This window comes from Opitutus sp. ER46 (assembly GCF_003054705.1).
Taxonomy (GTDB): Bacteria; Verrucomicrobiota; Verrucomicrobiia; order Opitutales; family Opitutaceae; genus ER46.
In genome coordinates, this window is sequence record NZ_QAYX01000022.1 from 421515 (window position 1) to 448301 (window position 26787).

A 26787-nucleotide genomic window follows, 5' to 3' on the forward strand; every position below is an offset into this window, starting at 1 on the left:
TCCAGATACTCCGAATAATGTCCGGATACTCCGGCGATAATGTCCAGATACTCGCCCCGGACATCAGCCGTGGGGGCTTCCTTCTTCTGCATTCTACATTCTCAATTCTGCATTTGCCTTCTCACCGCCCCCGCACCCGCCGGCGGTACTCCGACGGCGTCACGCTCATGGTCTGCTTGAAGGCCTTGGAGAAGTGGTACACATCGCAGAACTCCAGTTCGTCCGCGATGCGCTTCAGCGAGTGCTCGCCGTGGTAGATCGCCGCGCAGGCCCAGTCGATCCGCCGGCGGCGCTGGTAATGCCCGGGCGACTCCCCCGTCAGCGCCGCAAACCGCTTCCGGAAGTTCTCGTAGCTTAGCCCGACTTCCCGCGCCACCTGCTGCGGTGACGTCCAGCCGCCTTCGCTGCGATCGCCCAGCAGGCGCAGGCTCTTCTCCAGCCACGTCGCGCCCGCGCCCAGCCGCTCGTTCTCGAGATCCGCCGCCCGGAGTTCCGTCAGCACCTGCAGAAAGCGCCCCATCGCCCGCAACGGCGCCCCGACCGCGTGGTGGGCATCGCTCTTCACGACTTCAAACAGCCGCTGCTTCCAATAGTCCGGCATGCCCACGCGCAGCACCGGGCGCGCCGGGTCCAGCAGTTGCTGCTCGCGCCACAGGTCGAATTGGGCCCCAGCAAATACAAAGTAGACTTGCGTCCATTCCCCCTGGTCCAGCGGACCGTAGGCGTGCGCCAGCCCGGGGAACACCAGGATCACGTCCCCGGGCGCCAGTTCCGTCCTCACCCCGCCGCGATCCTGGTAATACGCCCGTCCGCTCACGAGCAGCACGAGGGTAAAGTAGTGCAGCACGCGCATCGCCGCCGGATCGATCCCGTGCACGTTGTGCAACATGCCCGCCAGTTCGATCTGCCCGGTCGCCGTGCGCAGGGGACTCTCCAGCCAGGGCTGGGCCCGGAATTTCAACATGGTCCCAAAATCTACATTTCTTCTCCCAGTTCAACCATTTCGTCCGCGCGCCCGCCCGTGTACCCTCTGCCCCGTGTCCGTATCCAGCTCCCCGCTTCGACGTCCCGCCCGCGCCCGGCACCGGCGGCCCGCCGGCTGACCACGGACTTGCCCGCTCCACGCTTGCCGTCTGACATAACGCCTCCCCTTTGATGAAAACCTATCACGCCGCGATCATCGGCACCGGTTCGATCAGCGACGCCCATCTGCGCGCGATCGACAGCACCCAGGGCCGCGTCGTGCTCGACGCTGCGGTGGACATCAACGCCGCCCGCGTCGGCGAGTTCGTCCGCCGCCACGGCATCGAACGGCAGTACACCGACTACGCGAAGATGCTCGCCGAGGTGAAGCCGGACATCGTGTTCGTCGCCACCCCGCCCGCCCAGCACGCGCCGATCAGCATCGCCGCCATGGAGGCCGGCGCCTGGGTCTTCTGCGAAAAGCCCCTGTGCGGCTCGCTCGCCGAGCTCGACCAGATCCGCGCCGCCGAGGCCCGCACCGGCTGCCACACCGCGTGCATCTTCCAGATGCGCTTCGGTTCGTCGTCGGACCACGTCCGCCGCCTCGCCAGCGCCGGCCACTTCGGCCGCCCGCTCGTCGGCATCTGCAACACCCTTTGGTTCCGCGATCCCGCGTACTACGCCGAGCCGTGGCGCGGCCGGTGGGAAACCGCCCTTGGCGGGCCCACCATGGTCCTCGGCATCCACGCCATGGATCACTTCCTCCACCTGTTCGGCGAATGGACCGAGGTCCGCGCCGTCGCCGCCCGGCTCGACCGCGATATCGAGGTCGAGGACATCTCCATGGCGATCGTCACCTTCGCCAATGGCGCCCTCGGCTCGATCGTCAACAGCGCCCTCAGCCCGCGCCAGGAAACCTACGTGCGGCTCGACTACCAGCGCGCCACCGTCGAGCTCACCCACCTCTACGGCTACAACCGGGATCACTGGAAACTCACGCCGGTGCCGCCTGTTCACGATGACGACCTCGTCCAGGCCTGGCAGTCCTTCCCGCCCGACGTGCCCTGTTCGCACGGCGCCCAGCTCAATGCGTTTGTCGCGGACATGGACGCCGGCCGCCGGCCGCTGACGTCGGGCCCCGAGGCGTACAAGACGCTCGACCTGCTCGCCTCGATCTACAAATCCGCGTTCACCGGCCAGATCGTCCTGCGCGGGTCGATCAAGCCGGGCGATCCCTTTTACGAGAAGATGCACGGCTCGTGCTCCCCGCGCCGGCTTGGGCCCCAGGCGGAGAAATGAGTCGCCTTCGCGGCTGAGCGTTCCTCGGCTGTCGCGCTCCCGCCCTTGCTCTCGCTCGCCAACCCGTACCTCCGCGTCGACCTCCTCGATCCCACCGGCATCGAGGATGCCGCGACCCTCGGCCAGCGATTCGGCTGGGGTGGCTATATCTGGCAGGTCTACGAGCACGGCCGCACGCCGCTGCTCGCCGGGCCGCAATGGCCGGACCCGCAGCCCTCGCCGTTCAACGGCCAGGGACTCCCGGAAGCACTGCGCCATCGGACGCGCGACGGCCAGCCGTTGACCTGGTCCGGCAGCGAGGGCGCCGCCTTTGGCATCGGCGCCCTGCGCGCCGATGCGGACGGCACCACCCACCTCACCGCCTCCTGCGCGTGGGAAATCGAATGCACGCCTCATCGCGCCGTCTTCTTCACGCGCGACGCGGTCGCCGGCTTCAGCTACTCCCTGCGGCGCGAGATCGAACTGGCCGGCCGCACCTTGCACTCGCGCACGCTCCTCAAGAACGAGGGCCGGTCTCCCATCGCGTTGCAGTGGTTCGCGCATCCGTTCTTCCCGCTCGTGGACGGCCTCGCGTCCGCCGTCCTCCCACGCGGCGCCACGCTCCCCGAGAATCCAGGTTTCACCGTGCAGGACGGCCGTCTGCTCCAGCGCCGCCGTTTCACCGGCGAAAAGGACGGCCATTTCGACGTGCTGCAGTTTGACCCCGCGCAGCCGTTTCAGGTCCGGTTCGCGCACCCGCGGCTCGAATACGTCGACCTGATCGCGGACTTCCCCCCGTCTGAGGTCGTGCTCTGGGGGAACAGCAACACCTTCTCGATCGAGCCCTACCTCGCCCTGCGGCTCGCGCCCGGCGAAAGCCGCGCATGGGGGCTGCGCTACGACTTCGGCCGCGCCAAGGTCTAGGCGCCCGTCGGACTTCTTCAGGCAGGCCGCCAATCAAAAGGGCTGCGCCCCACTGGAATCCCGACGCGCGCTGCTCGTTGTTCCAGCAGCTGTGGGCGATGTCCGTCCGGCCTCTGGACCGCACCTCCCGTACGCGATCGATGCCACGCCCTGAACGGTGCGGCGGAGCCTGAGCCCCGCAGGGTTGCAGGGGAAAACCTGCAACCTGCAACTTTCCAACCTGCAACGTTCCGTCGCCTGCGATTTTTCGCGCCTGCCGCCAGCGCTACGCGCCGATCGTCAGGACGAACTTGAAGACGACGATCACCAGAATCACCAGGCCCCAGCACGCCACGAACCCGATCGCGTCCTGCCGGTTCCACTTCGTGAATTCCCAGTTCGTGCCGGGAAACAGCTTCGTGTGCTCGAACCGCTGCGGGTTCGCATAGCTCATCTCCACGTCCATCGCGTCCTGCTCGAGCGTCGGCGCCACCGGCGTCTTCATGCGCGCATAGAACCGCGCCACGCGCTCCGGCTCGGTCGGCTTCGTCAGCAGGCTGACCACAAAGAGAATCGCCAGCGGGAACAGCGCATCGACGACGAAGCGGGTCGTCATCAACTGCGCCGCCGAGAAGCCCGCGACGTCCACGCCACAGAGCGAGAGCAGGTAGACCTCGACCCGGAAGAGTCCGACGCCAGTACGGGGTGATTTCGGATCCAGCGGATTCGTCCGCACCACGCCTTCCTCGAAGTAGAGCGAGATCGGCTCGATGCGGCGGGTCTTGGTGATCGTGGTCCCGACCGTTTGGGCGCGGCCCGCCGCCACATCGGCCTCCGTCGCCGACACCGTCGTGGTCACGACTCGCTCCCGCGTCATCTGCGTGAGCGTCTCCGACTGCGCCAGCTTCGGCGTGGCCGACACCACCCACGGGATCACCGCGATGAAGATGAGGGTGGCGATCACCTGCACGCGCACCGCCATTTCCGTCACTCGGCGCCAGCAGAAGATCATCGTGATCGGCGCGCCCCACACGACGAGCAGCACGATCGTGAACTTCAGGAGCGCGATCACGCTGTTCAGGTACAGCGCCACGTAAATGCCGGCGCCAAGCGCGATCGGCACCGCCAGCCGCGCCACGACCATGTAGTGGCGTTCCGAGCGGCCGGGATTCAGGGGCTCGTACAGGTTCTTCAGCACCAGGCCCGACAGCACCACTGACTGCGCGCCGAGCAGCGCCAGCTTGCCGCCGAGAAGGCCGATAATCATCAGCCCGATCAGGCCGACTGGGAGCAACGTGCGAGTCATCAGCCCCCAGGTCTGGTCGGGATCCGCGAGGTTCGGCCCGAACAGCGCCAGCGCGATCAAGCCGCAATAGCACCACGCGATCGTGATGAACCGCTTGCTGAATCCGCCGGTCACCGCGCCAAGGCGCGCCGCCATCTCATTCTTCGCCGCCCCGGCGATCGTCATGTTCGCCTGCGATCCCACGATGCCCACCACCTGGATCAGCAGGAGCGCCCCGATGGAGTACCAGGTGTACTCGCTCGCGCTGTCGCCGCCAAAGACGTTGAACAACACCGCGGGCACCTTCGCGTGCAGCCCCGCCACGCCGCCTATTCGGGCGAGGCCAAAGGGTATCAGCACAAACGAGATGATGATCACCAGCGACGCCTGCACCGCATCCACCACCGCCGAGGCCTTCAGCCCGCCCAGCATCACGAACACCGCCACGACCGCCGAGGAGATCATATAGAAGATCACCGGATGAAGGTAGGTGACGTAAGGCTGCAACTCGCCCCGCTCGTAATAGCCCTTGAGCACGTCGTAACGCTGGGCCTGCTCCGCCGCGAGCGGCGCGGCCTGGCGCGCCTTCCGCAGCTCCACGAACTGGCTGTAATCCGCCACCATCTGCTGCTCAGCCGCCGTGTAGTTCGCCGGCGCTTTCGCGAGCAGCGGCTGCAGCGTCTTCAGGGCGACCACGTTGCCGGCCGCGATGGTGATGACGATCATCAGCACCGTCGTGACGGCATAGAGCGAGGCCAGGAACTTGCGCCCAAACCGGTCGGCGAAGAGGTCGGCCATCGTGGTCAGCCGCACGCGCCGGAACCACACGCAGCTGAACCAGTAGTACGGCGTCAGGAACAGCGTGATCAGGGCGAGCCACGCCCCGCCCGCGCCCTGCCGGTACACCGAGCTCGCGGTCGTCGTGGCCTGGCTCGGATCGGCCATCGTGCCGAACGAGAGAAAGAACTGGAACCATTTTCCCAGCGAACGGCCGCCCAGCAGATAGTCCTTCTCGCTCTTCACCCGCCGCGAGGCGATCTGGCCGATCGCGAGGACGGCAATGAGGTAGGCGATCACGATGATCGCATCGATGAGGTGCAGGCCGAGCAGGGTCATGGCGGAAAGCAGGAGTGAAGCGAGGTCGGGATAGGGTTGAGGAAAGGCTCAGGGTTCGCGGCGGTCGCTCCCGGCGGGCGGCGCGGGGAACGGCCACCAGCCCACGTCGCGCATGCGCTCCTCGATTCCCGTCTCGGCCAGGAACGCGCGCACCTCCCCGGGCGCCCGGCGTTCCGGCCGGAGCGCGCTGTCGCTGGCCAGCGCCAGCACGAGGGACGTGATCACCGCGGACGAGTCGTGCACGAGCTTCTCGGGCAGCTTGTCGATCGTATCCGCGAAATCGTGATAGTACCGCACCGCCGCGGGATCGATCGGGCCGTGAAAGGTCACCGTGCGGATCCCCGCCACCTGGTACGGCGTGTGGTCGCTGCCGAACCAGTTCTGGTTCTGCACCCCGCCCGGGAGCCGCTCCGCCCCGCGCGCGTCATTCCAGCGCTCGAGCCAGGCCACGAGCGACTCGTTGCCCAGCGCATTCACCGCCTGCGGCACGCCGACCATGTCGAGATTCATCATCGCCACCACCGGCGCTTCGCCGAGCTGCCCGGCTGCGTGAATGGAACCCCAGAGCCCGAGCTCCTCGCCGTTGAACCACACCAGCTCGATCGTCCGCCGCAGCCGCTCGCCGCGCAGCGCGTGCGCCAGCGCGAACAACTGCGCCGTGCCCAGGCCGTTGTCGATCGCGCCCTGCCCCTGGTCCCAACTGTCGAAGTGCGCGCCCACGATCACGCGCTCCGCCGTCTTGCCCGGCAGCCGCACGATCACGTTCGCGGTCTCCACCGGCCGACAGTGCGAGCGGATCTCCACCCGCACCCGGACGTCTTTGCCGCGCGCCAGCAGGCGCTGCATCCAGCTGCCCTCCTCCTGGGTGAGGCTGAGCGCCGGCACGGCCAGCGGCTCGCCAATAAAGCTTCCAGTGCGCGCCAGCAGCCGGCCGCCGTCCACCCGGTTGACGAAAAGCAGCGCCCGCAGGCCGCGCTCGCGCGCCACGCGCACGATGTCCCGCAGGGGCACGCCGCGTCCGCCATCGAGGAGCCCCACTTTGCCCGCCACGTCACCGACCGGGTACTCGCTCGCCCGCCCATTCCCGATTGCCACGACCGCCGCCTCGAACGGCCCCGCCGGCTGGCTGTAGCCGAAGGCCACCGCCCGCAGCTCACGCGCGACCGGCGTCAGGAGCGCCACCTCGTCCCGCCCCCGCTCCCAGCCCGGCATCGAGAACGTCGACACTTCCGGCTGCAGCCCGAGCCCGCGCAACTCCTGCACGAGGCGCTCGAGCGCCGCCTGGTTGGCGGGACGGCCTGTCACCCGGCCACCAAAATCATCACAAAGCCGCGTCAGCATCGCGTGCGCCGCCTGCGCCGCGGGGCCCACCCGGTCCACCTGCTCCACGGGATCCGCCCGCAACAGGTTCGCCCCGAGGGCCGCCACGACGAACATCGCCGCCAGCGCCTGATTTCGGCTCCGTCCGGTCATGGCTGCGTCACCCGGTCGGTCACCGTCAGCGTGTTGAAGTCGACCACGTGCTCGAGGCGACCATGGGTCATCCGCAGCTTGCGGCTGCCGACGTCCGCATGGAGATACGGGCTCTCAAAGAGCGGCCACTTGGCGAAGTCCACCGGCTTCCCGTCAATCTGCGGCGTCTCGCCATAGGCGCACACCATCGTGTGCCCGCGCAACGTCTTGAAGGTCACCTTGGGTTTCGGCTCGAGCGCCACCGTCAGCGGCAGCGCGCGAATCGCCGCCTTGAACGCGTCCCAACTGGCGAACTCATGCGCAGCCGCGACCTGCAGGATCGTACCGTTGCGCCGGTGCGGGCTCACGAGCCGCTTGCCGCCCGCCGCGATCGGCCGCCACTCGTACGGCGCGAGCGGCCGGTACGCGAGGTAGGCGTTTCCGCCCTGGGCGAAGATCCAGCCCGACGCGTCTTCCTCGAGGCGGACGAGGTCCTTCGAGAAGAAGCCGTTCACCTGCTCGTACTTGGTGCCCGGGCGGATGTCATACAGCGCCACGATCGTGTCGTGGTCCTGGCAGACCTGCTCGAACTCCGATCCGCCGAGGAGTTTGTCCTCCTTGTCGTAGGACGGCTTGTTCTGGAGCGTCACCAGGGTCGGCATCCAGTCGGGGAACTCCGTGAAGTACATCTGCATCTCGTCGATCGAGACGTGCGGGTGCATCGAGAACATCGTGTTGTGCACGCCGCGGGGATCCGCCACCGCCCAGGTCACGTCCCACGAATGCTGCTGGATCGGCTGCAGCATGCCGCCTTGATCCGAGCCCACCGCGTAGTCGCGCGTCACATACGTTTGTTTGTACACCGGCGCGTTGCGCACGTCGCTGTTCCGCCACCGGTGCCGCGTCCGTTTGTGCTCCCGGCTCAGGTACGGTCCGGCGCGATCCGTGCCGAGACGATAGATGACCTCAGGGAGCGTGTAGTCGGAGGCACTCGCCGCCGCGGCGAAGAAGATGCCCCAACCACCGTAGCCCGCGGGCGCCGGGCAGTTGTCCAGGAACAGCCAGCCGAAGAACGAGGACAGCCCGTTCCACTTCTCCAGCACCTGGCGGTCGTCGGTCCGCGCATGGGCGCCCACGTACGCGCCGTTCAGCGTGTCGATCGCGTAATCCGCGAGAATCCAGTCGAGCATCATCCGTCCGCGCTGCCGCATCTCCGGATCCTTCGCCCACGTCGCCAGATAAAGCATCGGGATGCAGTATTCGCCGAGGTAGTGCGTGCAGTCGTACTCCCCCTGCCCGACCGTGGTCGCGAGGTCCATCCAGCTGATCAGGTACGCCTTGGCTTCCGCCAGGTTCTCGGCCGAGGACTTGCCGGAGAACCAGGTCTCGCCCGGCTCGTTCGGCCACAGCTCGGCCATCAGGTAAAGCGAGGTGTAGTACATCGCCCAGTGGTTCTCCGTGTCGCCGCGCAGCGGCATGTACTCGCGCCACGCGCGACGCATCGCCGCCTTCGCCTCCGGGGTGAGCTGGTCCCGCCCGAGGTACGCGATCGAGACGCACGGAAACATCCAGAACATGTCGCCTGAGGGCGCCTTCATCAGCTCGACCACCTGCGCGGAACACCAGGCGGCGTCCTCGTGCCGCGCGAGCTTGGCGGCGATCCCCGGCAGCCCCGCCGTCTTGGGATCGTCGGGCTTCACCTGGGCGGCGCGCCAGTCGAGCACCTCCCGCACGCGGGCGCGGTAGCCGACGAAGCGATCACTGGGCGTATCCGCGCCGAAGGCGTGGGCCGCAAACGCGGCGAGCAGAAGAATCGAAGTAACGAGCTTCACGGGCAAAGGGGGTTGGGGGTTACGAGCGCGGCACAAAGACGAAATCCCAGACGGTGGCGGCGGTGAACCACTGCACCTTCCACGTGCGGCCGAAATCGTCGGAGGCATAGACCGGGCTCTGGTTCACCGAGGCATACAGCCGTCCCGGGAAATCCGGATCCACGCCCACCCGCCAAACCTGGGCGTTGGGCAGACCGTCGTTCCGCGGGGTCCAGGTGGCGCCGTCATCCTCCGACACCAGCACGCCGCAATTCCACCCGGCCACGATCAACCGGCGCGGGTCCGCCGGATCGAAACCGACATTATGCAGGGTATGCGCCCGGCCGACACCGGTCAGCTCCTGCCACGTCTTCCCGCCATCCGTCGAGCGCTGCAGGCCCTCGGCCTGCGTCGCCGCCAGAAACACCCGCGGGTCGTGCGGAGACTGGCGGACGTCGTGCACCGTCTTCGTGGAGGCGAACACCTTGGTCCACGTGGTCGCGCCATCCTCGCTGAGATAAATCCCGAGTTCCGTGCCCGCGAGCACCCGGCCCGCCCGCGTGCGATCCACGATGATGCTCTGGGTATAGGCACGTTTGATTCCTGCCTGCGCCCGATGCCAGGTCTCCCCGGCATCGCGCGAGACCGCGATGCCGTCCGGCAGCGCCACATACACGTGGTCCGGAGCGTGGGGATCGACGTTGATGTCCTTGCCTTCGGTCATGTCCCAGCTCGTCACGATTTTCCAAGTACGGCCGGCATCGGTCGAACGCATGACCCCGTTGTTGCCGGCAATGTAGATGCGTCGCGGATCGCGCGGATCGACCGCGACCGCGTCGATTCGCGGATGGTTGAACCCGATGTGCACGGGGTTCGCCCGATCCTCGACTTGGTAGAGCCCGTTCCGCAGCACGACCTGCGACCCGATGATGAACGGCTTCGACTGGCTTACGCAGACAAACAACGTATGCGGCGGCGGCGGCGCCGCGTTGGCGGTCAGCGCGACGAGGCCGAGGAACAGGATCCAGGGGTGTTTCATGCTTGTTTTGGGAATGGGACCGACACTGCCGCGCCGGAGCTTCTCCCCCGTGCGGAACGGCGTGGTGCCGGCGGCAGTGAAAGGGGGATGCAGGCGCGACATTGGGTTAGGCTCGGGCGAGTGCCGAAACGGCCGCGACCACGCGGTCGCACTCGTCCGGCGTGTTGAAGACGTGGGTGGATACGCGCAGCGCGTCGAGTTTCTCCTCCGTCACCGTCCGGCAGCGCAGCCGGTCACGGCGCATCAGTTCGCGCTGGAGCACCTCACCGGCATGGCCGGCGAGCTTGAAGGTGGTCATCGCGCCGCACAGCTCCGGCCGCGAGGGCGTCAGGACCGTCACGCCCTTGATGGAGGCCAGCCCTTCGCGCACCCGCCGCGCGAGTTCCCCGGCCCGGCGCGCGATGCGCTCGCGGCCAATGGCCTGCTGCCAGCGCACGGCCTCAGCGAGCGCGCCGATCGCCGCCGCGTTGCGGGTGCCAAACTCGTGCCGGCGCGCCCCCGCCGCGTAAACCAGCCGTCCGCAGAAATCGAAATCGCAGCTCGTGTACGCGCCCGCGTCCGTCGGCGCCACGTCGTCAAGCCGCGCCGCGCGGATCCAGAGCACCCCCGTCTCCCGTGGCCCGCCCAGCCATTTGTGCCCGCTCGCCGCGTACGAGTCACAGCCGAGCGCCTGCACGTCGATCGGCAGCACGCCCAGCGACTGGGCACCGTCCACATGGAACCAGATGTTGCGCTTCCGGAGCTCCGCCGCCATCTCGGCCACCGGCATGACGACGCCGGTCGGCGCCGTCACGTGGCTCACCTGCACGGCCTTCGTGCGCGGGGTGACGAGTTGCAGCATGCGGCGCACGTTCTCCCCCGCCGATGCCGCATCCGGCTCAAACACGCGTACCACCACGCCCCGTCGCCGCGCCTGATTCAGCCACGGCAGCGAACCGCCGGGATGCGCGTGGGTCTCGAAGATCACCTCGTCGCCCGGCGCGAGCGCCAGCCCCGCGGCGATGATCGAGTTTCCCTCGGTCGCGTTGCGGGTGAAACACACCTCGTCTGGCATCCCGCCAAGGAACCCCGCCATCACCTTCCGGGCTTCGTCAAAAGTGCCGTGAGCCGCGTCGACCCGCTCGTTCAGTGCCTCGGTCATCGTGCCCAGCTTCGCCCGCACCGGCGCCGGCATCGGCCCCAGTCCGCCGCAATTCAGGTACGCCAGGTCCGGCGCGATGCCGTAGGCGGCGCGCACTTCCCGCCAGAAGTTCTCCGGCGCGGCGTCGTCATACCCGGGCAATGCCCGCGCAACGGCGGTCCCCGGCTCCGCCGCCGCGACGCGCCCGGCCAACGCCCACGCCGCCGCCCCGGCGCCCACTCCGCGGAGAAACTGTTTGCGGTTCAGCATCACGGCAGATCGGTGAACACCAGTCGGTGGTGAAGCCGGAGTTCGCCCCCCGGCGCCAACCCGCGATCCCGGTCAAACTGGAACGCCAGCGCCGCGAGGGGATTGTTGCGGCGCACAAACCAGTGCACCGGCTCGCCCCCGTTCTCAAAGCGCACCTTCACCCGTCGCAGCGTCGTGTCCATCTGTCCCCGCCACTCCATCCAGGCCGAGGACAAGCCATGGACCGCGGCTTCACCGCTAACCTCACCATCCGCCCAGATGCCGACTTCCGCGTCGCCATGGTCGTCGAGCAGTTCGCGGCGCCCGCGGAACTGCAGCCCGGTGTAGTGCGAGCCCTTCAGGCCCTGCCCGGAGTGATAGTTCGACAAAACGAGTTCGCGCGCGGTCACGTTCCGCAGCACGGATTGCCAGCCGAGGGCCCACGCGTGGTCGGTCACGTCCTCGACGGTGAGCACCCGGCGCTCGTTCAACAGCCGCTCTCCTTTCCCGGTCTCCCAGGCCACGCTCTGCTCGAGCCGCCGCGGCGCCAGGCCCACCCATTCGAGGTGACGCTGCACTCCGTGGTTCTCCTGCCAGCGATAACCCTCGCCCGCGCGGTAGGTCGGCCCGCCCCAGAAGTTCCAGCCATCAACCTGGTTGATGGTGAGGCTGAGCCCGTGATGCCACGGGTGGTCGTTCGGGCGGAAGTTCGTCAGAATCTCGCCCGACCGCGCATACACGGGATGCAGATAGGGGCGCGGGGCCTCGCGCGCCGGCGTGGCGGGAGCATAAACGTAACGAAACAGCGCCGGACCATCGACCTCGCGAACCTCGAGCGCCTCGTCGGCATCGGTGATCAAGTACAGCTCGACGCTCATGGCAGTTCGACCTCCTGGGCGAAGTGCCCGCGCCGGAACTGGCGCCGGGCCCCGTTCGGCAGCACCACCCGCACCCGCGTGTCCTTCGGCGCCTCGATGCGAAGGCCGAATCTTCCCGCCTCGCGCCGCCACTGCACGCGCACCGGCCCACGGGGTGTACACACGGTTCCGGCGGCGTGGCTGAGCCCGCAGCCATGCGGCGCCACTTCGATTTCGGCGAAGCCGGGCGCCAGCGGGCTCACCCCCAGCACGCCCGTGATGAACTCGAGCGCCGGGTGCGCACTCCACGCGTGGCAAAGCGAACGCCAGTAGCTGTTCTCCTCGACGAACGTATCCAGGCCGTACCCGACGGTCTCATGCCACGGCCCGAGGAACTCCGGCATGCGGTCGTACTTGCCGGCCAGGCGCAGCGCCCGGAACACCGCGTGCCAGCAGAAGAACGAGCCCCGCGCCAGCCGCGGATCCTGCGGGAACCGCTCCATCATCCGCGCGCGCTGCTGCTCCCCCGCGGCGCCGCACAGCACCGCCCACGCGTTGCCGTACTGGCTGAGCGTCGTGTGCTCCGACTGGTCGAAGTAGAGTCCCTCGGTCTCGGACCAGAAGCGGCGGTGCAACGCGAGCCGCAGTCGGTCCGCCTCGCGTTTCAGCCGGCGGTGGAGTCCGCGCTCGCCCAGCCAGCGGCACAGGTCGGCCACTTCGTCGAGGGCGACGATGAACTGCGCGCCGATGATGCAGGTCGCGCCGGTGTCCGCCCCCGGCACCACGCCCCGCGGCCAGTCCGCGCACCAGTCGGTGATATTCCAGAACGGCAGCCGCGCCGGCAGCCCATCCGCGTCCCCGTGGCGCCGGAACCAGTCCAGCACCGCCTGCATCCCGGGGAGCAGCGTGCGGACCGTATCCAGGTCTCCCGCACAATAGGCGTAGTCGCGGACCGCGGTGATCCAGTGCAGCGACCACGAGGGAATCACCTGCGTGAGCCGCGAGGGATAACGACTCTGGGTCAGCCCCTCCGGCAGCCGTGACCAGTCGAAGTGGTGCAGCGCCTGCCGGGTCAGCGCGTAGTCGCCGCCGGTCAGCATCACCAGCTTGGAGGTGATCATCGTGTCCCCGGCATACTGCATCTGCTCGTAATGCGGACAGTCCTCGAAGGTCTCGTGCGCGCACAGCCGCATCGTGTGCAGCCCCGTGCGCCAGATCGCCTCCAGCCGGGGGTCGGAACACGCGAAGCTCCCCTGGGCCGTCACCGGGTACGCGGTGAATCGATGCCCCAGCTCCCGGAGCTCGAGCGGCTCGGTGCCCGTCGTGATCTCGACGCCCACAAAGCGAAACGCCCGCCAGTGCAGCGGCTCCCACGTCTCCGCGACCCCCGTCGGTTCCCAGCGGTCCGACCAGCCGGAGATCAGGCCGCGCCGGTCATGCGTCCAGCCGGTCGACTCATCGGCGAAATGCGAGGCGAGATTCGCCAGCGACTGCTGCCGGCCGAAGAGCGTCGCGCCGGGCGTCGACCACGGCAGCCGCAGCGCCTCCGCATACGTCAGGCGAATCTCCGCCCCTCGGCCGCCGGCCACCGTGAGTCGTGGATACGCGGTCGTCATGGCGCCGACATCCAGGATGACCTGCCGCTTGCTCTGCGGGGGCACGCGCAGGGCTGCCCCCTCCCCCAGCAGTTCCGCCCAGCCCGCCGGGGCTGCCGCGCCTCCGGGCGCAAAGACCGCCGCGAACCGCTGCGGCGCGCCTTCCTCCAGCGGCGGAATCATCCGCGGCACCAGCCCGTAGGGGCTCGTCGGATCACGCCGTTCCTCCCGCCGCTCCGCCCGGTAAAGCACCGTCGCCTCCGCCCACGCGCGGTCGTCTTCCTGCACCTGCATCCAGGTTGGCGACCATTCCGCCGCCGTCCGGTGCTCGAAATAGCCGTGGTAGCCTTCGAAGCGCGTGCCGTCGTTGTGAAACCGATACGCCCGATCCGCGCGCACCTTCCAACCCGGCAGCCCGGTGTCGAGGCGCTCGCCCCCCGGCACTTCGCCCTCGAGCAGGAACCCGCCCGCGTCGGTCATCACCGAACACGGCGCGCCCAAGCCGGTCGGCCGGTGCGCCACCCGCGACATGTCCAGCACCAGCGCCGCCAGCACGTTCGCCCCGGCCACCAGATGCGGCGCGAGGTCGTACGTCTCGTAAAAGTGATGCTGCACGTCGCCCTTGGCCGGCCCGCGCCCCACCCGCTCGCCGTTGCAGAAAAACAGATACCGGCTGTCCGCGGTCACATGCACCAGCGCCTGCGCCGGGCGCTCCGCCACCTCGAAACGCCGCCGGAAAAGCCGCACCTGATAATGCGAAGGCGACCCCGCCGCTCCGGCCACGGCATGCGTCCCCTCCGCGGACCAAATCCAGGAGGCACGCTGAACGAACGGAAGGGGTAACATAGGAGGGAGGGGGCCGTCGGGATGAGAACGGCCGGCACGCAAAATTCAACCCCGATTTCACTATTTTTCATCGCGCGTCATGCAAATTACATCGCAGCCCGCTTGCGCGCCGCGTGATTTAGCGGCCAATCGCCCAAAGTGCCATCGTTGAGAGCGCGACACGAGAGAAGCACTCGTCCACAGGCACGTCATAATCTCAGGTTCAAACGCGGTTGGCAGGCTATTGGCTTGACACAAATTCCAACCGTTTTCATCCGTGGCCCTGCAACTTTCATCCGGAACCTCTGCAATTTTCATCCGGATCCTTCCCCAATGCTCCTCACCGAACTCGCCCGCAAAGCCCGTGTGTCCCCCGCCACGGTCTCGCGCGCCATCAACCAGCCGCATCGGGTCGCCCCCGAAAGCCTCGCCCGGATTCGCGCGGTGATGAAGGAGCACAACTACGTCCCCGCTCCGGTGAACCGCCGCCCGGGACCCAAGTCCCGCAAGCCTGAGCAGCGCCGCATCGGCGTGTGGTTCGTCGGCGGCCGCGCGACAAATCCCAACCTCAGCTGGTTCGAACACCAGTTGATGCAGATCCAATCACAGGAGGAGAGCGATCGCACCGACGTCCGCCTGCTGTTCTCCAACACCGCGAACGAACTTCCGCGCAATCTCGGGCAGGAACGCGTCGAAGGCCTGATCATCCAGGGCATGGAGCCCGCGCCGGAGTGCCTCGCGAAACTGCGCGAGACCCCGCACGTCTGGTTCATGACCCGGCGGTCGGCGTCCTACCCCGGCGACTACGTCGAGCCGAACAACGAGGAGAACGGCGAACTCGCGGCAGAATATCTTCATCAACGCGGGCACAAGAGCGTCGCCGTCGTTGCCGTCGATCCGGAGTACAGCGCCATCGTCACCCGCAACCAGGCCTTCACCCGCCGGGCCACGGAGCTGGGCCTGACCGTCCATCCCGTGCTGGGCCGGTCCAACCCGGGCGTCAGCTACCTCGAGATCGCGCCGCTGCACAGCGAGAGCAACCAGCTCGCCCGGCGCCTCCTCGAGCGCACCCCGCGCGCCACGGGCATCTACCTGCCCGCCGATCACTTTTGCGGTTCGTTCTTCCGCGCCCTCCGCGAGGCGGGCCAGCAGCCGGGCCGCGATTACGACGCCATCCTCGGCAACTACAACGAGGTCATCTACCACAACCTCGACCATTCCCCGGCCGCCATCGACATCAACCTCACGACCCTCGTCCGCCGGGTGATCGATCAGGTGCTGTGGCGGATCCAGAATCCGGGCGCCCCCGGCCGCGTGGGCATCAAGGTGTCCCCACGGCTTGTCCTGCCCGGCACCGTCCCCCCCGCCCATCCATTCTGAGCTTTCTTTCACGCCGGCCGACGCCCCCACGGCACCGACCGGCAAAACAAAACCAAGCGACACCCCATGAACACCACTGAGCGTCCAGCCACTGGCCTCTTCAGGAATATCCTGACGGCCGGTATCGTGGCTTGCATGACGGTCGGCACGGTCTCGGCGCAATCCGCCGAGCCTGACGTCCGCCAGCTTCAGCAGGAGAACGCCGCGCTGCGTAAGCAGCTCGCGGAATTGAACGCGCGCCTCGGCGCCCTCGCCCAACCCGCCCCCGCCTCCACCCCCGCTGCCGCCAGCACCGGCCCGGCCCCGCGGACGGTCACCACCGTCTCGGCCCCGGAGACGGCCGCCACCACCAAGCTGGACGACGACACGATCATGCTGTCGCCCTTCGAGGTGAAGAGTGAGAAGGACCGCGGTTACCTGAAGACCAATGCCGTCACCGCGACGCGCATCGGCGCCGAAATCCAGAACATCCCGATGAACATTTCGGTGATGAGCTCGGACTTCATCCAGGACACCGGCCTCCAGACGATCACCGACATCCTCCGCTACACGGCGTCGGGTTCCGGTGACTCGCGCTTCGCCATGCGCGTGCCGACCAATTCGGCCACGCCTCAGGGCACGTTCACGATGCGCGGCTTCACGGTGAATTCGCTCCTGCGTAACGGCGTCAACCGCTACGTCTCTCATAATTTCGACAACGTGGAGCGCGTCGAAATCGTCAAGGGTCCCGCCGCCGTCTTCTTCGGCCAGGGTTACCCCGGCGGCGTCATCAACTACATCACCAAGAAGCCTGACTTCGCCAAGACGTTCGGCTCTATCAGCTATCAGATCGATGACAACGGCGGCGACAAGGCCACCCTCGACCAGAATCTCGCCCTCAATCGCCGCGCGGCCATGCGCGTCGTCGGCGCCTGGACCGACTTCACCGGCGACCGCCGGCACGAGTTCCGCCGCGGCTTCAATGTCACGCCCAGCGTCACGCTCGTGCCGTTCGACAGTGGCAAGCTGAAGGTCAACCTCGAGTTCGAGTACCTGCAGGAAAAGTTCAACGAGAACGACGGCGCGTGGACTTGGCCGCAGGGCTGGTTCGACGCCTATCAGAATCCCAGCGCGGCACTCATCGCTGCTGCTGGAGTCGCCGACGCGGCCGCGTACAAGACCCGTATCTTCAATAACGTCACGAACTACATCAACGACCTCCGCAAGTCGACGAACGACTATACGATGGCGATCTATACCAAGGACGTCATCAAGCCCTACGGCTATTGGACCAATCTCAGTGGCAAACGCATCGAAGACCAGGCGTTCAACTACACGAACTCCGGCGCCTTCACCAGCAACGAGGTCAAGACGTTCACTGCGACGGTCGACCTGGCGCCGGTTTCCTGGATGGACGCCCGGTACGTCCTCACCAACGACAACAGCCGGTTTGACAACGTCAGCGGCACGCTCGCACCCAATGCCGACGGCATCACGTTCAACTGGAATCCCGCTTCCAGCGCGTCCGCCGGCTACTATCGCCGCCAGACGGACCATCAGCTCGATCTGATCTTCAAGAAGGACATCTGGGGCACCAAGCAGAAGCTCCTCATCGGCGGCCAGCACAACCGCACCTTCCAGCAGTACATGGCCTCCGCCGGCGTGGTTTACTACGCCGTCCCCGGTTACAACTATCCTTCCGCCCCCGTTAACAACGTGCCCAATCCGACCGGCACGAACGGCATGGTGCTCATCAACCAGGTGCTCCGTGACCGCACCGGCACGGTTCTCACCGCGACCGAAGTTTACTCGAAGTGGGATCCGGCCATCCACCCCACGCCCCCGCTGAGCAAGCTGCACCCGATCAACCGCAACCTGCTCGACGGCTACAAACCCGAAAACGAGTCCTTCTACGTCAATTGGCAGGGGCAGTTCTTCAAGGACCGGCTCACCACCATTGCCGGCTATCGCAAGGAATCCAGCACCGGCTACGGCCAGTTCCTCACCGCCAATGAGCCGTGGTTCATCACGCCGCCGGATGCGTATCTGCACCAGGACGTCTATCCGACGAACGTGTACAACTACTCCGCCAGCTATGCGGGCGATCCGGAGAACTTCCGCACCCGCAAGGGCGACTCCTGGATGGGCGGCGCCTCGTTCCAGATTCGCCCAGGTCTGTCCGTTTACGCCAGCGTCTCGAAGACGTTCAAGATCAACTCCGGCCTGGCCGGCGGCTTCGATGAACTCACCCTCGACCAACTGCTGACGGACGCGCTCACCAAAAATGGCGGCTCGTTTAACTACCGTGGCACCACGGTGACCAGCGTCGCCTCCGGCCGCGAGGCCCTGGCCAAGAACGGCGCCTTCGACGCCATTCCCAATGAGTCCGGCATGAATTACGAAATCGGCGTCAAGACCTCGCTGTGGGACGAGAAACTCGTGTCCACCTTCTCGCTCTTCCGCGGCATCCGGAAGAACCAGAAGCTCGACGACAGCCAGAAGATCTCCTCGGACCCGCTAAACTACTCGACCACGATGTTCGACTCGACGTCGGCCTTCTACGGTTCCACGAAGCGCAACTTCCGCTGGCGTACGGTCGGTCTGAAGAACCAGATTGAAGGCGCCGAGTTCGACATGATCTGGTCTCCGAACCGCAACTACCAGGCCGTCATCAACGGCGCTTGGCTGTGGTACGCCCAAACCGTGGATTATCCGGTCTATCCGCAGCCGGGCACCGAGAAGTTCAATGCCGCCACCGCGACCAACCAGGCACTGTATCGGATGTACTATGACAACCGCATCGAGAACGTCCCGGAGTTCCGGCTCAATGTGTTCAACAAGTACACCTTCACCGACACGGTTGTGCGCGGCCTCGCCCTCGCCCTCGGCGCGCGCTACTCGTCGGAGACGGTCTATTCCCGCACGTTCGACTGGAATCCGGACCGCGGCGGCTTCATGGCCGGCGACTTCCTGGTGTTCGACGCCAGCGTCTCCTATCCCTGGAAGGCCCTCGGCTACAACCTGACCACGTCCCTCAATATCCAGAACCTGACCGACAAGGTTTACTACGAGGGCACGTACGTCCCGGCCAACCCGCGGACCTGGCAGCTGCGCACCACGCTCCACTTCTGAGCGTAGCGTCAGCTTTGTAAGCTAGCCTTCGAAAAGGCGGAGGCCACCAACGGCCTCCGCCTTTTCTTTGCCCCTTTCGTCCTCCTCCCATGTCTCTCCGTCGTCTTCTCTCGCTCCTTCCGCTCCTCGGCGCCCTGCTCCTCCCGAGCCTTCACGCCGCCGACAGCTCCCCCCTTTCCGGTCAGTGGCGCTATGACGCCACCCGCAGCACCGAGCTCAGCCCGTGGAAATCGTTCGACCTCACCCTCGCCATCGACGGCGACAAGGTCACCATCCACCGCCGCCTCGGTTGGGCCCGCCGCGACTACGAAGACACCACTGAGTTTCGTCTGAACCAGCCGCCGATCGTCGTCCCCGCCCCGTGGTGGCCCGACAACCGCCACCTCGGCGCCTACGCCACCGGCGACAAAACCAAGCGCGTCAGCGGCGTCCTCCTCGAAAAGGGCCGTATCCTGCGCCTCAACACCGACCAGGTCCTCGGCACCCAGCAGGGCCCGCGCGAGGTCAATGTCCTCACCGACTTCAAGGTCTCCGTCAGCGGCACCCAGCTCACCGTGATCGAGCTCCGCAGCACGCGCAGCCGCCCGATCGTGTACGTCTTCAACCGCGTTCCCGCCGCCACCAAATGAAGCGCCTCCTTTCCCTCCTCGCCCTCTGCCTGCTCGCCGCCCCGCTGCGCGCGCAGCATCTCGCCCCGCGCCAGCTCGAGCGGGCCCCCGCGTCCGCCACGCTCATTCCCCTCTCGGAAAACTGGCGGCTCGACGGCGATGTCCCCGTCCACGCCCTCCTCATCTCCCTCCAGGGCCTCGCCAACCGCGGCGACGCCCGTCTCTACCTCGAATACCCGAAGAACTGGCAATGGGAGATCGTTCACCCGCTCATTGGTTTCCTCGCCAAACGCCACGGCGTGAAATGGGACCGCCTCGCCGTCGATGACGCCGACACCGCTCTCTCCCGTTTTGCCCGCTACGCCAAGGGCTGCGTCGTCTGGGACAAACAGGTCCGCTCCTCTCTCATCGTCGCCTTCACCATCGCCGGCGTCGAAGACCTCGTCGTCGTCAACGAGGACCTCCTCCCGCTCGCGCAAAAGCACGGGCTCAAACCCGTCGTCGACCTGCGCGGCAAGTTCACCGGCCAGCCCGATCACCAAATCTACCAGTGGGCCTACGACCAGTACTTCGCCCGCTGCTCCCGCCACTACTACGTGGTCATGGGCGGCGAGTCCGGCGCCCAGATGCAGCCAGGCATCGCCGACTTCGGCATCCAGCAGCGCGCCTTCTTCTCCGACCTCTCCGCCAACCCCAAGCACGTCGAAGAGATCGCCCTCCTGAAGAAGATCCTGTCGCAGCAGAAACCCGCCAGCGTCGTGCTCGGCTGGCACTCCTACGCCAAGGACACCGAGGGCCAGCACACCACGCTCGTCGGCAACTACGGCCTGATCATGGAGGGCCTGCACAACCTCCCCAACGTCTCCTTCACCTCCCAGATCCCGCTCACGCCGGACTTCAAGTTCACCAACAACCACCACGTGAAACCCGACGAGAAACTCGTCGCAGAGAACAAGGTGTACGTCTGCGCCGTCTCCACCGACTCCATCGGCATCGGCACTTGGACGAAGCCCGGCCGCGGCAAGGTGCCCTACACTTGGCAGGTGATGATGAACTGGACGTGGATGAACCCGCCCGCGCTCCAGTTCTTCTACGAGGACAAGTCCCCCAACGACTACTTCATCGGCGGCCTCTCCGGCCCGGGCTACATGTACCCCAAGGCCATCCCGGCCGACAAATTCCCCGCACTCATGCAGTTCGGCGCGAAGCTCATGCAGCAGCTTGATCTGCGCGTTCTCGAAATCATGGACTACTCCGAGGGCAACCGGCACATCGGCAACACCGACCTGCCCAAGGAAGTCGTCGATCGCTATTACGAGCAGTACCCCAACGCCATCGGCTTCATCAACGGCTACGGCACCGCCCGCACCTTCGACCTGCGCCACGGCGTCCCGTTCATCAGCTACGACTACTACCTCGCCGTCGACCGCTCCATCGAGGAGGCCACCGCCGACATCGAGGAACTCATCCAGCTCAACGACCAGCGCCCGTACTTCCTCCTGATGCACGTGCGCGAATCGAACACCATCGAGAAGGTCGCCAACATCTTCAGCCGCCTCAGCGAGCGCGTCGAAGTCGTGCCCATGGACGTATTTCTCAAACTCGCCGCCAGCCGGAAGACCTACGAGACCAACTTCCAGAAGCCCAACGACCCGATCTCCCGGAATCCATAGCCCCCGACCTGACGCTCACCCGCCCGCGGCGCCGTTAGGCCTCGCCGTCGCATCGAGCGCCGCCCCGGCCGGTTCAGTTCCGTCTCACTCTCACTTTCACCCTCACTCTCACTCTGTCCGTGTGTGTGCTCCTGCCGGTCGCGCAGATCGCGGCCGGCAGGACGATGCGGGCTTCCCCAAGTTCGCCCCGCACAACCCAACCGCTTCCGAATCCGTCTTCCGGTCCGCTCATGGCTCCTTCCTTCCTCCGCTCCCGTCTCCTCGCCCTTGGCCTCGGCCTCCTGGCGTTCGGCACCGGCTTCGCCGCTGACACCCGCCGCGCCATCACCGACCAGGACTTCGATGCCTGGCGCACCATCGGCGCACCGATTGTCTCCCGCGACGGCGGCTGGACTGCCTATTCCTACATGCCGCTCGAAGGCGACGGCGACGTCGTCATCCGCTCCCTCACCAGCGAACGCGAACAACGCGTCCCCGTCGGCGCCCTGCCGCCTCCGCCGCTCACCGCCTCCGAGGCCAACCCCGAGCGCCCCGGGCCGCGCAAGGAGATCGGCCTCACGTTCTCCAGCGACTCCGCCTTTCTCGTTTCCACCACTTTCCCCACGCAGGCCCAGACCCTCGCCGCGAAACGCGCCAAGAAGAAGGCCGAGGAGCTGCCCAAGCAGGGGCTCGTGATCGTCCGCCTCGCCACCGGCGAGACCACCCGCATCGAGAACGTCAAGAGTCTCCAGCTCCCCGCGCTCGGCGGCGCCTGGCTCGCCTACCTCAAAGAACCTCTCCCCGAGAAGAAGCCGGCTGAATCGTCCGCCACCCCGAGCCCCGCCGCCACTTCCGCGAGCGGCTCGATGACGAACACCGCCAGCACGGCCACCGCGTCGACCGTCACCACCTCAACCGTCGCGCCCGCGTCAAAACCCGCCGCCAAGGACGCAAAGCAGAAGGAAAAGAAGTACGGCTCAGACCTCGTGCTCCGCAACCTCGCCACCGGCGCCGAACGCACCTTCGCCCACGTCCTCGAATATTCCTTCGCCCGCGACGGCCTCACTCTCGTCTACACGGTCGCCTCCCGCAACGAAGCGGAGAATGGCGTCTACGCCGTTATCCCCGGTAATCCCGCCGCGCCCACCGCCCTCGCCCAGGGCCCGGGCCAGTACGTGAAGTTCACCTGGGACCGCGAAGAGAAGCAGGCCGCCTTCGCGTCCGACCGCGCGGAGCCCAATGCCAAGGCTCCCCGCTTCGCGCTCTACCATTGGACGCGCGGCTCCACCGCCGCCATTGAGGTCGTCCGGCCCGGCACGCCCGGGCTCCCGGCCGAATTTGCCGTGAGTGGCGACGCCGCCGCGTCCTTCTCCTTCAACGGCGCGAAACTCTACGTTCCCGCCACCCCCGCCCCAAAAGCTCCCGACGAGCGCCTCGAGTCCCTGCTCGATGACGACAAGGTCTCCCTCGACCTCTGGCACTGGCGCGACGACTACGTGCAGCCGGTCCAGCGCCAGCGCGCCGACCGCGAGCGCAAACGCACTTTCCTCGGCGTCTTCGATCTCGCCACCCGCCGCTACACCCAGCTCGCCGATCCCGCCCTGCAGTCCGTCACCGCCAACGACGACGGCACCGCCGCGTGGGGCCAGGACGATCGCGACTACCGGCTCCGCGCCGACTACGACGGCAACTTCTTCGATCTTTACCTCGTCAACGCCGCGGGCGAACGCCGCCTCGTCACCCGCGAGCTGAGCGAGAAGTCCGGGGTCCGCTGGTCACACACCGGCCGCTGGCTCGCCTTCTTCAAGCAGCGCGAGTGGTACGCCGTCGACGCCCGCAACGGCACCATCATCCCGCTCACCCGCGGCCTGCCCGTCGCGTTCTATGATGAGACCGCCGACCACCCCGAGGATTACGCGCCGTACTTCAACGTCGCTTCCTACGGCACCGCCGGCTGGACCCGCGACGGCGAGTCCCTCCTCCTCTACGACCGCTTCGACCTCTGGCAGGTCTTCCCCGACGGCCGCCCTGCGCGCAACGTTACGAACGGTTTCGGCCGCGCCCAGCGCATCCAGCTCCGCGTCCAGTCCATCGAGCCCACCACTCCCGGCGAGGACCGCCGCGGGCTCGATCCGTCCCGTCCGCTCCATCTTCGCGGCGAGAGCGAGGACACCCACGCCAGCGGTTTCTTCCGTCAGGCGTTCGCCGCCACCACCGCCCCCGACCGGCTCTTCTGGGCCGACGCCAACGTCCGCTACGCCACCCGCGCCTTCAGCACCGACGCGCTCCTCATCACGAGTTCGCGCTTCGATGAGTATCCCGATCTGCAGCTGACCAACGCCGATTTCGCCGCGCCGCGGAAGATCAGCCAGGGCGGCGCCCAGCTCGCCCCGTACCTCTGGGGCTCGGCCGAACTGCTCACCTACCGCAACGCCGACGGCGTCACGCTGCCCGCCGCGCTCTACAAGCCCGCCAATTTCGACCCGAAGAAGAAGTATCCGATGATCGTGTACATCTACGAGCGCCTCTCGCAGGTCGTGCACACGTTCACGCCGCCGCTTCCGGGCACCGTCGTGAATCCGCCGCTCTACACCAGCAACGGCTACCTCATCCTGATGCCCGACATCACCTACACCGTCGGCTATCCCGGCCAGAGCGCGCTCAAGTGCGTCCTCCCCGCCGTGGACGAGATCGTGCGCCGCGGCTACGTCGACGAGAAGGCCATCGGCATTCAGGGCCACTCGTGGGGCGGTTACCAGATCGCCTACCTGCTCACCCAGACCGACCGCTTCGCCGCCGCCGAGGCCGGCGCGCCCGTCGGCAACATGACGAGCGCCTACTCCGGCATCCGCTGGGGCTCCGGTCGCCCGCGTCAGTTCCAGTACGAGCGCGCGCAGAGCCGGATCGGGCCGTCCCTCCAGGACGCTCCGCTCCTCTACCTCGAGAACTCGCCCGTCTTCTACGCCCACCGCGTCACGACGCCCGTTCTCCTCCTGCACAATGATCACGACGACGCTGTGCCGTGGTATCAGGGCATCGAGTACTTCCTGGCCCTCCGGCGCCACGGGAAGGAGGCCTACCTCCTGAATTACCTCAACGAGTTCCACGGCCTGCGCCGTCGCGCCGACCAGCGGGATTTTGCCCGCCGCATGCAGCAGTTCTTCGACCACCACCTGAAGGGCGCCCCCCGCCCCGACTGGATGGTGCGCGGCGTCCCCTTCCTCGAGTCCGAGGAGGAGAAGCTGCCGTCGCTGCCCGCTCCGGCCCCCGCCGCCGCCCAGCCCTGATCCCATTTCAACCAACCAACCGAGTCCGCCCATGCGCCTCCTTCTCTCCCTCCTCGCCTTCGCCGCCGTCGCGCTCAGCGCCGGCGCCGCCGATCCCGCCCCGGCCCTCGCCGGCCGCTGGCGCCTCGATCCCGACCGCAGCTCCGCCCTCGACGGATGGCAGAAATGGGACCTCGTCATCAGCCTCGACGGCACCCGCGTGAACCTCCGGCACGACATGCAGTGGATCGACACCAAGGTGTCCGAGACCAACGTCGTCGACACCGCCCGGCCCACCACCGTCGGCAACTTCTTCCGCGTCGAGCAACGCCACATGGCGCTCTACCCGGTGAAGGATCACCCCACGCCCGTGTCCGCCACCTGGCTCGACCACGGCCGCACGCTGCGGGTCGAGGCCGAACCGCTCATCGAGGGCTCGCAGGGCAACTTCCCCATCCGGATCTACGCCGAATACCGGCTCCTCGAGGGCGACTCCCAGCTTCTCCTCATCGAACTCCACAGCACGCGCCCGCGCCCGCTCGTGTACCGCTTCACCCGCGTCACCGCCGACCAATAGAGCCATGCGTCACTTTCTCCTTTCTCTCGCTTTCCTCCTCGGACTCACCGTCGCCTCCGCCGGCGAGCCGGCCCGCTCCGCGGCCTACATGCGCTGGGACCTCGACTGGCGCGTCGCCGGCGGCCTGCCCGAAAAGGTCATGCTCGTGAGCCTCCAGGGCCTCGCCAACCGCGAGTCGCCCCAGCTCTACATCATCCATCCGGCTGACTTCCAATGGGAGATCACCCAGCCGTTGTTCGAGTTCTACCAACGCAAGCACGGCGTCCAGTTCACCGAGCTCAAGACCGCCTCCGAGGCTCTCGCCCGCTTCGCCCATTTTGCCAAGGGCTACGTCATCTGGGAACCCGCGGTCAGCGCCTCCCTCAACGTCGCCTTCACCATCGCCGGCCTCGAGGACGCCATCGTCGTCACTGCCGAGCAGGTCCCGCTCGTCCAGGCCCAGGGACTCAAGCAGATCGACGACCTGCGCGGCCGCTACACGGGCCAGACCGACGCCCAGATCTACGGCGACGCCATCAACCGCTACTGGTCCCGTTGCACGCACGACGCCATCATGCTCATGGGCGGACACCGCGGCACCGTGCGCCAGCCCGCCGTCGCCGACTGGGGCATCCGCCGCCGGATGTTCTTCCACGATCTCTCCGCCAACCCCAAACACCCCGACGAGCTCGCGCTCGCCCAGCGGCTCTACAGCGAGCTCAACCCGCTCGCGTTCGTCTTTGGCTGGCACGCCTACGGCAAGGACACCGAGGAGCAGCACACCACCTTGCTCTCCACCTACGGCCTGAAAATGGAGGGCCTCCACAACCTTCCCAATCTCAGCTTCAACTGCCACTTCAGCTTCACCCCCGGCTTCAAGTTCAAGAACAACCACCGCGTCGCCCGCGACGCCAAGCTCACCGCCGAACCCAAGGTCTACCTCGCGTTCGTGCAGTCCGACAGCATCGGCATCGGCGTCTGGACCAAGCCCGGCCGCGGCAAGCTGCCGTTCGCCTGGCAGGTCACGATGAACTGGACGAAGTTCACCCCTGCCGCCCTCGAGTACTTCCACGAGAGCGCCACGCCCAACGACTACTTCATCGGCGGTCTCTCCGGTCCGGGCTACATGTACCCGAACCACATCCCCGCCGACCGCTTCCCGCTCCTCATGGCCGAGGCCCGCGAGATGATGGCCCAGCTCGATGAGCACGTCATGGAGATCATGGACAACTCCGCCGCCGACGGAAACGTGGGCAACGCGGACCTGACCAAGGAAGCCGTCGACCGCTACTACGCCGCGTTTCCCGACGTGATCGGGTTCATCAATGGCTACGGTCCCGCGCGCACCCGTGACCTCCGCGACTCCCGCCCGCTGATCTCGTACGACTATTACATCAGTCCCAAGCGGCCGCGCGAGGAGGTCGCCGCCGACCTCAACGAGCTCATCGCCGTCAACCGCAACCGGCCCTACTTCCTCCTGATTCACGTGCGCGAATCGAACGACGTGAACTCCCTCGTCGAGATCACCCGCCAGCTCGACGGGCCGACCGAGATCGTCCCCGTCGACGTCTTCCTGAAGCTCGCCGCCAGCCGGAAGACCTACACCACGCGCTATCAGGATCCGGCCGAACCGAAACACTTCTCCGGCTACCAGCGCTGATCGTCCCCGCCCCCGATGCCGCTCCTCTCCGTCTTCCGCCGCCGGCGCCCCGCCACCCCCG

17 protein-coding genes are annotated in these 26787 nt (G+C 67.0%); 9 read left to right on the forward strand and 8 right to left on the reverse strand.

Annotated features, from left to right (window positions below; genetic code table 11):
* Positions 1-121: 121 nt before the first annotated feature.
* Positions 122-964: an AraC family transcriptional regulator gene (locus tag DB354_RS12040; RefSeq protein WP_107835865.1), complete on the reverse strand. Its 843-nt coding sequence runs from the start codon at positions 962-964 to the stop codon at positions 122-124.
* A 191-nt stretch (positions 965-1155) separates the two neighbouring features.
* Between DB354_RS12040 and DB354_RS12045 the strand changes: the two genes are divergently transcribed.
* Complete coding sequence (locus DB354_RS12045) at positions 1156-2262, forward strand: Gfo/Idh/MocA family oxidoreductase (RefSeq protein WP_107835866.1); 1107 nt, start codon at positions 1156-1158, stop codon at positions 2260-2262.
* A gap of 45 nt (positions 2263-2307) precedes the next feature.
* The gene (locus DB354_RS12050; RefSeq protein ID WP_107835867.1) at positions 2308-3165 is read left to right on the forward strand and encodes a hypothetical protein; all 858 of its coding nucleotides are present in this window, start codon (positions 2308-2310) and stop codon (positions 3163-3165) included.
* A gap of 265 nt (positions 3166-3430) precedes the next feature.
* On the opposite strand, the gene DB354_RS12055 is transcribed toward DB354_RS12050, so the two are convergent.
* The 7 genes from DB354_RS12055 to DB354_RS12085 form a co-directional block, all read right to left on the reverse strand.
* Positions 3431-5545 (reverse strand): transporter, encoded by a 2115-nt coding sequence (locus tag DB354_RS12055; RefSeq protein ID WP_107835868.1) that lies wholly within the window; start codon positions 5543-5545, stop codon positions 3431-3433.
* A gap of 48 nt (positions 5546-5593) precedes the next feature.
* On the reverse strand, positions 5594-7018 hold the full coding sequence (locus DB354_RS12060) for a M28 family peptidase (RefSeq protein ID WP_107835869.1): 1425 nt from the start codon (positions 7016-7018) through the stop codon (positions 5594-5596).
* Positions 7015-8829 carry a hypothetical protein gene (locus DB354_RS12065; RefSeq protein WP_146180214.1) on the reverse strand — a complete coding sequence of 605 codons (1815 nt, stop codon included), beginning with the start codon at positions 8827-8829 and terminating at the stop codon, positions 7015-7017. The genes DB354_RS12060 and DB354_RS12065 overlap by 4 nt, the downstream gene beginning before the upstream one ends.
* 19 nt (positions 8830-8848) lie before the next feature.
* Positions 8849-9847, reverse strand: coding sequence for a YCF48-related protein (locus DB354_RS12070; protein WP_158277501.1), 999 nt, complete (start codon positions 9845-9847; stop codon positions 8849-8851).
* Positions 9848-9953: 106 nt separating this feature from the next.
* Positions 9954-11237, reverse strand: coding sequence for an aminotransferase class V-fold PLP-dependent enzyme (locus DB354_RS12075; protein ID WP_107835872.1), 1284 nt, complete (start codon positions 11235-11237; stop codon positions 9954-9956).
* Positions 11237-12094 carry a PmoA family protein gene (locus DB354_RS12080; protein WP_107835873.1) on the reverse strand — a complete coding sequence of 286 codons (858 nt, stop codon included), beginning with the start codon at positions 12092-12094 and terminating at the stop codon, positions 11237-11239. Before DB354_RS12080 ends, DB354_RS12075 begins: the two co-directional genes overlap by 1 nt.
* On the reverse strand, positions 12091-14514 hold the full coding sequence (locus DB354_RS12085; protein WP_107835874.1) for a family 78 glycoside hydrolase catalytic domain: 2424 nt from the start codon (positions 14512-14514) through the stop codon (positions 12091-12093). The genes DB354_RS12080 and DB354_RS12085 overlap by 4 nt, the downstream gene beginning before the upstream one ends.
* 312 nt (positions 14515-14826) lie before the next feature.
* Here DB354_RS12085 and DB354_RS12090 point away from each other — a divergent pair, with 312 nt between their 5' ends.
* The 7 genes from DB354_RS12090 (at position 14827) to DB354_RS12120 (ending at position 26726) form a co-directional block, all read left to right on the forward strand.
* Positions 14827-15873: a LacI family DNA-binding transcriptional regulator gene (locus DB354_RS12090; protein ID WP_107835875.1), complete on the forward strand. Its 1047-nt coding sequence runs from the start codon at positions 14827-14829 to the stop codon at positions 15871-15873.
* A 66-nt stretch (positions 15874-15939) separates the two neighbouring features.
* Complete coding sequence (locus tag DB354_RS12095; RefSeq protein ID WP_146180215.1) at positions 15940-18984, forward strand: TonB-dependent receptor plug domain-containing protein; 3045 nt, start codon at positions 15940-15942, stop codon at positions 18982-18984.
* Positions 18985-19073: 89 nt separating this feature from the next.
* Complete coding sequence (locus DB354_RS12100) at positions 19074-19613, forward strand: hypothetical protein (protein ID WP_107835877.1); 540 nt, start codon at positions 19074-19076, stop codon at positions 19611-19613.
* On the forward strand, positions 19610-21265 hold the full coding sequence (locus tag DB354_RS12105) for a GxGYxYP domain-containing protein (RefSeq protein ID WP_107835878.1): 1656 nt from the start codon (positions 19610-19612) through the stop codon (positions 21263-21265). Before DB354_RS12100 ends, DB354_RS12105 begins: the two co-directional genes overlap by 4 nt.
* 230 nt (positions 21266-21495) lie before the next feature.
* Entirely contained in the window at positions 21496-24531 is a 3036-nt protein-coding gene (locus tag DB354_RS12110) for a prolyl oligopeptidase family serine peptidase (protein ID WP_107835879.1), read from the forward strand.
* A 31-nt stretch (positions 24532-24562) separates the two neighbouring features.
* The gene (locus DB354_RS12115) at positions 24563-25087 is read left to right on the forward strand and encodes a hypothetical protein (RefSeq protein WP_107835880.1); all 525 of its coding nucleotides are present in this window, start codon (positions 24563-24565) and stop codon (positions 25085-25087) included.
* Positions 25088-25091: 4 nt separating this feature from the next.
* Positions 25092-26726: a GxGYxYP domain-containing protein gene (locus tag DB354_RS12120; protein ID WP_107835881.1), complete on the forward strand. Its 1635-nt coding sequence runs from the start codon at positions 25092-25094 to the stop codon at positions 26724-26726.
* Positions 26727-26787: the final 61 nt, after the last annotated feature.

Bases quoted from the DNA above. Each gene is read 5' to 3' on its own strand.
- DB354_RS12040 (WP_107835865.1), bottom strand. From the start codon at position 964: ATGTTGAAATTCCGGGCCCAGCCCTGGCTGGAGAGTCCCCTGCGCACG.
- DB354_RS12045 (WP_107835866.1), top strand. From the start codon at position 1,156: ATGAAAACCTATCACGCCGCGATCATCGGCACCGGTTCGATCAGCGAC.
- DB354_RS12055 (WP_107835868.1), bottom strand. From the start codon at position 5,545: ATGACCCTGCTCGGCCTGCACCTCATCGATGCGATCATCGTGATCGCC.
- DB354_RS12060 (WP_107835869.1), bottom strand. From the start codon at position 7,018: ATGACCGGACGGAGCCGAAATCAGGCGCTGGCGGCGATGTTCGTCGTG.
- DB354_RS12070 (WP_158277501.1), bottom strand. From the start codon at position 9,847: ATGAAACACCCCTGGATCCTGTTCCTCGGCCTCGTCGCGCTGACCGCC.
- DB354_RS12075 (WP_107835872.1), bottom strand. From the start codon at position 11,237: ATGCTGAACCGCAAACAGTTTCTCCGCGGAGTGGGCGCCGGGGCGGCG.
- DB354_RS12080 (WP_107835873.1), bottom strand. From the start codon at position 12,094: ATGAGCGTCGAGCTGTACTTGATCACCGATGCCGACGAGGCGCTCGAG.
- DB354_RS12085 (WP_107835874.1), bottom strand. From the start codon at position 14,514: ATGTTACCCCTTCCGTTCGTTCAGCGTGCCTCCTGGATTTGGTCCGCG.
- DB354_RS12090 (WP_107835875.1), top strand. From the start codon at position 14,827: ATGCTCCTCACCGAACTCGCCCGCAAAGCCCGTGTGTCCCCCGCCACG.
- DB354_RS12095 (WP_146180215.1), top strand. From the start codon at position 15,940: ATGAACACCACTGAGCGTCCAGCCACTGGCCTCTTCAGGAATATCCTG.
- DB354_RS12100 (WP_107835877.1), top strand. From the start codon at position 19,074: ATGTCTCTCCGTCGTCTTCTCTCGCTCCTTCCGCTCCTCGGCGCCCTG.
- DB354_RS12105 (WP_107835878.1), top strand. From the start codon at position 19,610: ATGAAGCGCCTCCTTTCCCTCCTCGCCCTCTGCCTGCTCGCCGCCCCG.
- DB354_RS12110 (WP_107835879.1), top strand. From the start codon at position 21,496: ATGGCTCCTTCCTTCCTCCGCTCCCGTCTCCTCGCCCTTGGCCTCGGC.
- DB354_RS12115 (WP_107835880.1), top strand. From the start codon at position 24,563: ATGCGCCTCCTTCTCTCCCTCCTCGCCTTCGCCGCCGTCGCGCTCAGC.
- DB354_RS12120 (WP_107835881.1), top strand. From the start codon at position 25,092: ATGCGTCACTTTCTCCTTTCTCTCGCTTTCCTCCTCGGACTCACCGTC.